This is a genomic window from Stenotrophomonas sp. GD03958, assembly GCF_029839005.1.
In the GTDB taxonomy this organism is placed as follows: domain Bacteria; phylum Pseudomonadota; class Gammaproteobacteria; order Xanthomonadales; family Xanthomonadaceae; genus Stenotrophomonas; species Stenotrophomonas hibiscicola.
Window position 1 is genome coordinate 1 of the sequence record NZ_JAOBZT010000106.1, and the last position, 9594, is coordinate 9594.

Below are 9594 nucleotides of genomic sequence, written 5' to 3' on the forward strand. Positions count from 1 at the left end.
AGTTTCTACTTGTTCTACTACGCGGCGCTCGGCGCGTTCACGCCGTACTAGAGCCTGTTCCTGACCGCGCGCGGGATGAGCGTGACCGCGATCAGCGTGATGATGGGCCTGTGGTACGCCACCCGCGTGATCGCACCCAGTGCCTGGACCTCGCTTGCGGCCGCATCACCGCGACCGATCCGCCTACTGCGCGTCGGCTGCGTGCTGACCCTGCTCAGCTTCGCCGCCTTCCTGCTGCCCCTGCCGCAGCCGTGGATGTACCCGGCGATGATCGTGTTCTGCTTCTTCTACAACGCGGTGATGCCTCAGTTCGAGTCGATCACCCTCACCCACCTGGGCAACGACAGCCATCGCTACGGGCTGATCCGGGTCTGGGGCTCGCTCGGTTTCATCGCCGTGGTCACCCTGTTCGGCTGGCTGATCGAAGGCGATGGCGCCGGCAGCCACGCCGGATTGTTGCCCTGGATGATGCTGCCCCTGTTCGTGCTGCTGGTTGCCTCGGCCTTCAGCAACCACTACGCGCGCGACATCGGCAGGACGGCGGGGGATGCCAGCGGCTTCTGGCAGATCGTGCGCCGACCGCCGGTGCTGGCGTTCTTCCTGGCCGCGTTCATGGAGCAGCTGTCGTTCGGCCCGTACTACACGTTCTTCTCGGTCTACATGGACCATCACGGTTACCGTACCTCCACCCTGGGCCTGCTGTGGACCATCGGCGTGGTCTTCGAAGTGGGCGTGTTCTTCACCATCGGCCGCTTCTTCCGCCGCTACTACGCCAGCTGGATGCTGCTGATCGCACTGGTCAGTTCCTGCCTGCGCTGGGCCGTGACCGCATTGTTCCCGGAGAACCTGCCGGTAATGCTGCTGGCGCAGACCGCGCACGCGCTGGGCTTTGCCGCGTTCTTTGCGGCGGCGATGCAGATGCTGGCGACCTACTTCCCCGGTCGTCTCAATGGCCACGGCCAGGGACTGCTCTATGGATTCTCGTCGGGTGTCGGCGGGGTGCTGGGCGCGCTTATTGCCGGCCAGCTGTGGAAGATCGACGATGGCCGCACCGCATTCCTGGCGGCTAGCGGGTTTGCCCTGATCGGCGCCCTGCTCTGCTTCTTCGCGCTGAGCCTGCCGCTGATACGCGCGCGCCGCAGAACTGCGTGCGCCCGGTAACGAAAACGCCGGGCAGGGCCCGGCGTTTTCATCATGCGGCAGATGCAGTTACCAGACCAGGTCGTCCGGCACCTGGTACTGCGGGTCCGCGTACGGATCTTCCTCGGCCGGCGCATTCGGATCGACCTTCAGCGCCACCGACGGGGCGAACACTGCCTCGCACTGTGCCAGCACCTCGGCGGTCACCAGCAGGTAGCGGCCGTTGAGCTGGACCACGCCCAGTTCACCCGCATTGAGCGCGGTCAGCTGTTCGGCGGTCACGTAGATGCGCTTGATCTTGCCGCCGTACGGGAAGTGGCGGGCAATGTCCGCCTCCTCGGCATTGAGGCTTTTGCCCTGCAGCAGCGCTTCCAGCTTGGCCTTCGCCTCACGGCGCACGCGTGCTTCTTCCTGCTTCAGGCGCTCGGCCTCGATGCGCTCTTCCTTCTCCCGCTGCGCACGGATCGCATAGGCCTTGGCCAGGTCCATCTCTTCGGCGCTGCGCGGCTTGCGCGGCCCCTGCTGCCCTTGGCCACCACGCGCCTGCCCACCGGGCTTGCCCGCCCCACCATGGCCATGCCCGCGACGCTCGCCGGGCTTGTGCTCGCCCTTGCCTGCGCCCTGCGGCTTTGCATTGCCGTTGCCACCCTTGCCCTGCGGGCGGCCGTCACGGCGGGGGCCATCATTCTTGCGCTCAGGCTTGGGCGCGGGCTTGAAGCCCAGGCCCATCAGCTGGTCGCGGAGGGTATCGCTCATAGGATTCGGATCAGTAGTGCGGCGGCGGCGGTTCGCTCGCCGGATCGGAAGAATTCAGTGCGTTGCGGACCTTGCCCAGGTCCTCCAGCAGAACGCGCAGCACATCGGCATTGCGCATGCCCTGCATGCGGGCATCAGCCAGCGCATCGCTCAACTCGGCCAGCGCCTGTTCCTGGAAGGACACGCGCATCTCCAACTCGACCAGGCGCGCTTCCAGCGCCTGCTCGCGTTCGGTCGGTAGATCAGACATGCAGCGAACGCCCCCGGCCGATGCCGTAGTACGCCAGGCCGGCGGCTTCCACTTCGGCCGGCTCATAGAGGTTGCGGCCGTCGAACACCACCGCGTCCTTCAGCTGCTCGCGCAGCTTCTGGAAATCGGGACTGCGGAACTGCTTCCACTCGGTCACCACGACCAGGGCATCCGCGCCCTGCAGCGCTTCGTCAGCATTGCTGCAGAACACCAGGTCATCGCGTTCGCCGAAGATGCGCTGCGATTCGTGCATTGCTTCCGGATCGTAGGCACGCACCGTGACACCGCCTTCCCACAGCTGCGCCAGCAGGCGACGGCTGGAGGCTTCACGCATGTCATCAGTGTTCGGCTTGAAGGCCAGGCCCCACACGGCGAAGGTCTTGCCGCGCACCCCTTCGTCCTCGCCCTTGTCGTAATGACGCTGGATGAGGGCGAACAGATGGCCCTTCTGTGCATCGTTGACCGCTTCCACTGCATTGAGCAGCTTCGGCTCCAGGCCATGCTGCTGGGCGGTACGGGCCAATGCCTGCACGTCCTTCGGGAAGCACGAGCCGCCGTAGCCGGCGCCCGGGTAGATGAAGTGCCAGCCGATGCGCGGGTCCGAGCCGATGCCCTGGCGGACCTGCTCGACGTCGGCACCGACGCGTTCGGCAATGTTGGCGATTTCGTTCATGAATGAAATCTTGGTTGCCAGCATCGCATTGGCGGCGTACTTGGTCAGCTCGGCCGAACGCACGTCCATCTCGACCACGCGGTCGTGGTTGCGGTTGAACGGCGCGTACAGGCGGCGCATTACCGCTACCGACTCATCGCTGGTCGCACCGATGATGATGCGGTCCGGGCGCATGCAATCGGCGACTGCGTCGCCTTCCTTCAGGAATTCCGGATTGGACACCACGTCGAAGGTGATGTCCGCGCCACGCGCGGCCAGCTCTTCGGCAATGGCGGCGCGCACCTTGTCGGCGGTACCCACCGGCACCGTCGACTTGTTGACCACCACGGTGGGCACGCTCATGTGCCGGCCGATGGTACGGGCAACGGCCAGCACGTACTGCAGATCGGCGCTGCCATCCTCGTCCGGCGGGGTACCCACGGCGATGAACACTACCTGGCCATGCGCGATCGCCGACGCGGCATCGGTAGTGAATGCCAGCCGCGACGCGGCGTGGTTGGCCTTCACCATCGGCTCCAGGCCAGGTTCATAGATGGGAATGACGCCCTGGTTGAGGCCATCTACCTTGGCCTGGTCGATATCGACGCAGACCACCTGATGACCGACATCGGCCAGGCAGGTACCGGTCACCAGTCCAACGTAACCCGTACCAAAAATCGCAACGCGCATATCCGTATTCGCTCCTCGATGACTTACGGCAGGACGCCCAGCAGCTCGACGTCGAACGTCAAAGTCGCGTTCGGGCCGATCGGGCCACCGGGAGTGCCGTTCTCACCGTAGGCGAGTTCGCCCGGGATCCAGAAGCGGTACTTCGAACCGACCGGCATCAGCGCAACGCCTTCGGTCCAGCCCTTGATCACCTGGTCCAGGCCGAACTCAGCCGGCTGGCGGCCGTAGGAACTGTCGAACACGGTGCCGTTGAGCAGCTTGCCTTCGTAGTTCACGCGCACCTTGCTGCTCGGCAGCGGACGCTCGCCGCTACCCGGGCGGATCACCTGGTACTGCAGGCCCGACGCGGTGGTCACCACGCCCGGCTGGGTCTTGTTCTTGGCCAGGAACGCATTGCCTTCCTCGCGGTTGGTCTGCGCAGCGGCGGCGGCCTTGGCCTGCATTTCGGCCTGCTTGCTGCCCATGAAGGCCTGAATGGTGGCGGTCGCGTCAGCTTCCGTCATCTTCGGCTGTCCCTTGCTCAGGCCGGTGCTGATCGCGTCAAACAGCGAGGCGACGTCGATGTCATCCTTCAGCTGCGCCAGCGACGGGCCCACCGAGTAGGAACCGATCATCTGCGAGACCTTGACGCGGTCGACCTTCGGCGGCTGCGAACCCGGCGCCACGCCCGGCACCTGCTGGCCGCTGCGGGCCATCACGACCTGGCGCAGGGCCGCGTCGGTGGCCTTGGCCTGTTCCTGGGTGATCTGCGGCTGCAGGCCTTCGAACGAACGCTCCACGGCGGTGCGCAGCGCGGCCACGTCGATCTCATCGGCGATCGGAGTGAACGACTTGGCCACGTCCAGGCCGATGGCGTAGCCCAGCTTCTGCTTGGGGGAATTCAAGGTTGCGGTCTCCTTGGCGGCTGCGGGGGCAGCCGGTTGTTGCGACAGAGCGACACCCGAAGTGCCCATCGCCAGAATCAGAACCGACGCCGCGGCGCCGCGCATTCCCATCTTCATTCGCTGCATTCCTGGAAGTGTCTGGGCGCCGACGTCGGCGCGAAAAGGATCATTGTCGCACGCATGCCGTCGATGTCGAGGCATGCGTGCCGGATATCAATGCGTGGCGGCGGCCGCCAGCGCCTTGTCGATGGCCGCGATCAGCTGCGGATCGTCCGGCGTCACCTTGCTGGCGAACTGGGCGATGACCTTGCCATCGCGGCCCACGAGGTACTTGTGGAAGTTCCAGACCGGCGCAACGCCGGTCGCTGCGGTCAGCCGCTGGTACAGCGGCGTGGCCTGCGGACCGACCACATGCACTTTCTCGAACATCGGGAACCTGACGCCGTAGGTCAGGGTGCAGAAGTCCTGGATCTGCTTCTCGTCACCGGGCTCCTGGCCCTTGAAATCGTTGGACGGGAAGCCGAGCACCGCGAAGCCCTTGCCGGCGTACTGCCTGTGCAGCGCCTCCAGGCCTTCGTACTGAGGGGTATAGCCACACTTGCTGGCGGTATTGACCACCAGCAGCACTTGGCCGTGGTAGCGCTGCTGCAGGTTGACCTGCTGCTTGCCAGCCAGCGGCCGGTAGCTGACGTCGAGCAGGTCGGCGGCCAGCGCATTGGCCGAGGCTGCCAGGCCGAGGGCCAGCAGAGTCAACAGGGACAGGCCGCGGAAGCGGTGCGGGATGGCGGTCGACAGGGGCATGGGAACGTTCCGCAATAGCCGTTTCAAGGGTCCAGCCAGCATCGGCCGGGAATCGGCCGAACTATAGCACCGGGCCCTGTGGCACCTGTCGGCCCCGCCGTGGCACAGCTTTGCCGGGCTTGGCGACAGCCTGTGGGAAACGGCCGCGGCGCCTCTTCATTGACATAGGATTGACGTGACTGAATGGAAGGCGGTCAGGGAAACCGGTTTCGCCAACCACTTTTTCTTTATTATCAATTGCTTGGACGGATATGGCGCGTTCTTGACCGCCCCTGCCATCAGTTGGGTGATGTGGGGGCTTGCACCCCGGCGTGCCGGTGTTATAGTTGCATACAACACCAGTCACCTGAGACAGGGGGAAGCCATGAACGTCCGGATCCGTCGCAACCTCACCGCACACGCGGCCGTCGCTGTTTCGACCCTGCTCGTGCTGGCCTGGTGGGCCACGCCCACCGCCCCTGCTTCTGCCGCTGCCGAAAGTGCGCAGGACGCGACGCTCTCCCCGGCAGGGAATGCCACCCCCTCCTCCCCCCCTCCCCCGCGTCGGCTGCACAGCGCGCTGTCCATGCCGTATTTCTCGTTCGCCCAGCCGCTGATCCCACGGAGCTGAACATGAGCGACATCCAGTGGAGCGACGGCGCTCCCATCTACCGTCAGTTGAAGGAGCGCGTGATCGCCATGATGCTCGACGGAATCCTCAAGCCGGGCGATGCCCTGCCTTCGGTGCGCCAGGTGGCCGCCGACTATCAACTCAACCCCATCACCGTTTCGCGCGCCTACCAGGAACTGGCTGACGAAGGCCTGGTGGAGAAGCGCCGCGGCCTGGGCATGTTCATGACCGAGCAGGCGGCTACGCAGCTGCGAAGCAGCGAGCGCGACCGTTTCCTCAACGAAGAATGGCCGGCGGTCCTGGAGCGCATCCAGCGCCTGGGCCTGAGCCTCGACGAATTGCTGCCCCAGGGGAAAGTCTGATGAAGAGCACTGCAAGTGAAGCGGTCATCACCGCCCGAGGCCTGCGCAAGGCCTACAAGACCACGGTCGCCCTCGACAACGCCAGCTTCAGCATCCCAAGCGGGCGCATCGTCGGCCTGATCGGGCCCAATGGCGCCGGCAAGACCACCGCGCTGAAGGCCATTCTTGGCCTGACCTCGGTGGAGGGGGACCTGAGCGTGCTCGGGCGTGACCCGCGACTGCACCGCGACGAACTGATGAATGACATCTGCTTCATCGCTGATGTCGCCGTGCTGCCGCGCTGGTTGAAGGTCCGCGAAGCGATCGACTTCGTCGCTGGCGTTCACCCGCGCTTCGACCGCGCCCGTTGCGAGCGCTTCCTGGCCAACACCAAGCTGCAGCCGAAGCAGCGCGTGCGGGAGCTGTCCAAGGGCATGATCGTGCAGCTGCACCTGGCGCTGGTGATGGCCATCGATGCCCGCATCCTGGTGCTGGACGAGCCGACACTGGGCCTGGACATCCTGTACCGCAAGGAGTTCTACCAGCGCCTGCTGGAAGACTACTTCGACGAACAGAAGACGATCATCGTCACTACCCACCAGGTGGAGGAAATCGAGCATATCCTCAGCGACGTCATGTTCATCCGTGATGGCCGCATCGTGCTCGACGCTGAAATGGACGACGTCGGCCAGCGCTATACCGAGCTGCTGGTCAATGCCGAACAGCTGGCCACCGCCCGCGCATTGAAGCCGATCGACGAGCGCAGCCTGGCGTTCGGCAAGACGGTGATGCTGTTCGATGGCGTGCCGCGCGCCCAGCTTTCCTCCCTCGGCGAGACCCGCATCCCGGGCCTGGCCGACCTGTTCGTCGCCATCATGAAGGGGACCTACGCATGAACGCCGTCAACCACCCCGTCAGCCCGATCGGCACCCTGCGCTGGCTGCTCAAGCGCGAGTATTGGGAGAACCGCGGCGGCTTCCTCTATGCACCGTTGATCGCCGGACTGATCTCGCTGGTGATGAGCACCATCGGCATCGCGTTCGGCCTGTTCGCGCTGCATCGTGCCGCGCGCGACGGCGGCCTGCACATCGACGGCGAAGATGTGAACATCAATGGCCTGGACCTGGCGCTGCTCACCCGCGACATCAGTGCCAAGGACCTGGCCGATCTCGGTAACGGCCTCGACCTGACCCTCGTGCTCAGCTCGGCGTGGCCATTCCTGGTCCTGGCCTTCGTGGTGTTCTTCTACTGCCTGGGCGCCCTGTACGATGACCGCCGCGACCGCAGCATCCTGTTCTGGAAGTCGCTGCCGCTGTCGGACACCCAGACGGTGCTGTCCAAGCTGATCAGTGCACTGATCGTGGCCCCGCTGATCGCGGTGATCGCTGGCATCATCACCATGCTCGGCTTCATGCTGGTCATCAGCATCGTCGCGCTGATGCACGGTGGCAGCCCGATGACCCTGATCTGGGGCCCGGCCAGCCCGCTGACCCTGGCTGCCGGTCATCTGGCATGGATCCCGGTCTACGCGCTGTGGGCCCTGCCCACTGCGGGCTGGCTGCTGCTGTGCTCGGCCTGGGCCAAGAGCAAGCCGTTCCTGTGGGCGGTGATGCTGCCGCTGTTTGCCGGCGTCATCGTCAGCACCACCAAGATCATGCCGCTGTTCGGTCTGACCACCGGCTGGTTCTGGCAGAACATCGTCGGCCGCCTGCTGCTGGGCGGCGTACCCGGCATGGACCTGCTGTATCGCCTCGGCGCAGGTGAAGGGTCGCGCCGCGATCTGGACTCGGTGGTCAGCCTGATGTCCCCTGCCTCGCAGCTGAAGTCGCTGGCGATGCCGGAGCTGTGGATCGGTGCCGCTGTCGGTGCCGTGTTCATCATCCTTGCCATCCGCCTGCGCAAGCGCGCCGGCGAGATCTGATCCCATCCACCTGGAGGCATCACCATGCGTTCCCTGCTCGCCTGTTCTGCGTTGTTGCTGTTGCCGCTGTCGGCGCTGGCCGCCGATGCCCCTAACTGCAAGTTCACCGCTGCCCGTACGTTGAAGCTGGAGACATCCGGCGCCAAGACGGTGGTGTTCGAGGTGAACCAGCATGACCTGAAGGTGGTCGCCAGCAAGGGCGGTGGCCAGCTGGATGGTCGCGCCTGCGCCTCCAGCCAGGAATGGTTGGACCAGCTGGTGCTGGATCAGCGGAAGGAAGGCGACAAGCTGGTGGTCAGCCTGCGCCGCGAAGGCCGCGACAGCGGCATCAGCCTGGGCAGCAGCTATGCCTGGCTGGACATCCGTGGCAGCGTGCCGGACAACCTGCCCCTGCAGCTGAAGGTCGGTTCCGGCGATGCCAGCGTGGACAACGCGCAGTCGCTGAGCGTGGATGTCGGCTCCGGTGATGCCATCATCCGTGGCACCCGTGGCAGCATCCACGCAGCGGTGGGCTCGGGTGACCTGGACATCGAAGGCGGCAGCTCGCTGAACCTGCTGTCGCTGGGCTCTGGCGACGTCAAGGCACGCAACATCGGCGGCGATGCGGTCACCGGCACGGTGGGTTCGGGTGACCTGAAGCTCAGCGATGTCCGCGGCAACGCCCGGCTGGACACCGTCGGGTCCGGCGACGTCGGGTTCAAGCGCGTGCAGGGCGACGTCGAGGTCGGCGTGGTCGGCTCCGGCGATGTCGACCTGTCCGACATCGGCGGCAGCGTGCATGTGCGCAGCCACGGCTCGGGTGACATCCAGGTCGATGGCGTGCGCGGCAGCCTGACCGTCGACCACAGCGGCAGCGGCGACGTGGGCCACCGCAACGTCAGCGGCACCGTCACCCTGCCCCGCAAAAAGTAACCGCCACCGGACCGATCGAGGACACTGCCATGAATCTGCTGCGCGTGCTGCCTGCCACCCTGCTGTGCCTGCCGCTGATCGCCTGCGGCGGCACGTCCTCCACGCCTGATACCACCGTCGGCAAAAGCGTGGCCGAGGCGACCAGCGGGGTCGGCCAGACGGTCAAGGAGGCCATGGACGATGCCCGCAAGGACATCGCCCAGGGCAACATCAAGATTTCCGCCGACAAGCAGCCGCGTGCGGAGATCACGCCGGACGGGCGGCTGCTGATCGGCGGCAAGGAAGTGCCGGCCGATGAGGCCCAGCGCCGGCAGCTGCTGGAATACCGCAGCCACGTCGTTGCCATTGCAATGGACGGCATGGATGTCGGCCTGGCCGGTGCCAAGCTCGGCGCCAGTGCTGCCGGAGAGGCCCTGAAGGGCATCTTCAGCGGCGACAGCGAGGGCATCGAGAAGCGGATCAATGCCGAGGCGGAGAAGATCGAAGCCCAGGCCAAGCGCATCTGCAACCGCATGCCGGCGATGCTGGCCAGCCAGCAGGCGCTGGCCGCATCGCTGCCCGCGTTCAAGCCGTACGCCACGATGGACCAGAGTGACGTCGACGACTGCGGCAAGGACACCGTGGTCCAGCGCTAGGC

Annotated in this window: 11 protein-coding genes and 1 pseudogene; 7 read left to right on the plus strand and 5 right to left on the minus strand. The window is 65.7% G+C overall.

Translation table 11 applies throughout. The features are described 5' to 3' along the window. Positions 1-1161: pseudogene (locus N5C25_RS19440) on the plus strand (MFS transporter); the annotation flags it as partial. 48 nt (positions 1162-1209) lie between these two features. Here the strand turns inward: N5C25_RS19440 and N5C25_RS19445 are convergent. From N5C25_RS19445 to N5C25_RS19465, 5 genes are all read right to left on the minus strand, one after another. Continuing rightward, positions 1210-1896: a DUF2058 family protein gene (locus N5C25_RS19445; protein WP_021202714.1), complete on the minus strand. Its 687-nt coding sequence runs from the start codon at positions 1894-1896 to the stop codon at positions 1210-1212. A 10-nt stretch (positions 1897-1906) separates the two neighbouring features. Further along, positions 1907-2146 carry a SlyX family protein gene (locus N5C25_RS19450; protein WP_019660397.1) on the minus strand — a complete coding sequence of 80 codons (240 nt, stop codon included), beginning with the start codon at positions 2144-2146 and terminating at the stop codon, positions 1907-1909. Next, entirely contained in the window at positions 2139-3488 is a 1350-nt protein-coding gene (locus N5C25_RS19455) for a UDP-glucose/GDP-mannose dehydrogenase family protein (protein WP_279937694.1), read from the minus strand. Before N5C25_RS19455 ends, N5C25_RS19450 begins: the two co-directional genes overlap by 8 nt. Before the next feature lie 23 nt (positions 3489-3511). After that, positions 3512-4489 (minus strand): FKBP-type peptidyl-prolyl cis-trans isomerase, encoded by a 978-nt coding sequence (locus N5C25_RS19460; RefSeq protein WP_019660399.1) that lies wholly within the window; start codon positions 4487-4489, stop codon positions 3512-3514. A 96-nt stretch (positions 4490-4585) separates the two neighbouring features. Continuing rightward, positions 4586-5173 carry a glutathione peroxidase gene (locus tag N5C25_RS19465; protein WP_251101948.1) on the minus strand — a complete coding sequence of 196 codons (588 nt, stop codon included), beginning with the start codon at positions 5171-5173 and terminating at the stop codon, positions 4586-4588. Between the two features lie 175 nt (positions 5174-5348). On the opposite strand from N5C25_RS19465, the gene N5C25_RS19470 reads away from it, so the two are divergent. Genes N5C25_RS19470 through N5C25_RS19495 form a run of 6 tightly spaced genes read left to right on the plus strand, consistent with a single transcriptional unit; the run spans position 5349 to position 9592 of the window. Next, complete coding sequence (locus N5C25_RS19470; RefSeq protein ID WP_279937695.1) at positions 5349-5783, plus strand: hypothetical protein; 435 nt, start codon at positions 5349-5351, stop codon at positions 5781-5783. A 2-nt stretch (positions 5784-5785) separates the two neighbouring features. Next, positions 5786-6145 (plus strand): GntR family transcriptional regulator, encoded by a 360-nt coding sequence (locus tag N5C25_RS19475; protein ID WP_006453095.1) that lies wholly within the window; start codon positions 5786-5788, stop codon positions 6143-6145. After that, a complete protein-coding gene (locus tag N5C25_RS19480; RefSeq protein ID WP_058981263.1) occupies positions 6145-7020 on the plus strand; it encodes an ABC transporter ATP-binding protein in 876 nt (291 codons plus the stop codon). Before N5C25_RS19475 ends, N5C25_RS19480 begins: the two co-directional genes overlap by 1 nt. Continuing rightward, on the plus strand, positions 7017-8045 hold the full coding sequence (locus tag N5C25_RS19485) for an ABC-2 transporter permease (protein ID WP_251101946.1): 1029 nt from the start codon (positions 7017-7019) through the stop codon (positions 8043-8045). Before N5C25_RS19480 ends, N5C25_RS19485 begins: the two co-directional genes overlap by 4 nt. A gap of 24 nt (positions 8046-8069) precedes the next feature. After that, entirely contained in the window at positions 8070-8957 is an 888-nt protein-coding gene (locus tag N5C25_RS19490; RefSeq protein WP_279937697.1) for a DUF4097 family beta strand repeat-containing protein, read from the plus strand. Between the two features lie 29 nt (positions 8958-8986). Continuing rightward, positions 8987-9592 (plus strand): hypothetical protein, encoded by a 606-nt coding sequence (locus tag N5C25_RS19495; protein WP_058981257.1) that lies wholly within the window; start codon positions 8987-8989, stop codon positions 9590-9592. The last annotated feature ends 2 nt before the right edge of the window (positions 9593-9594 follow it).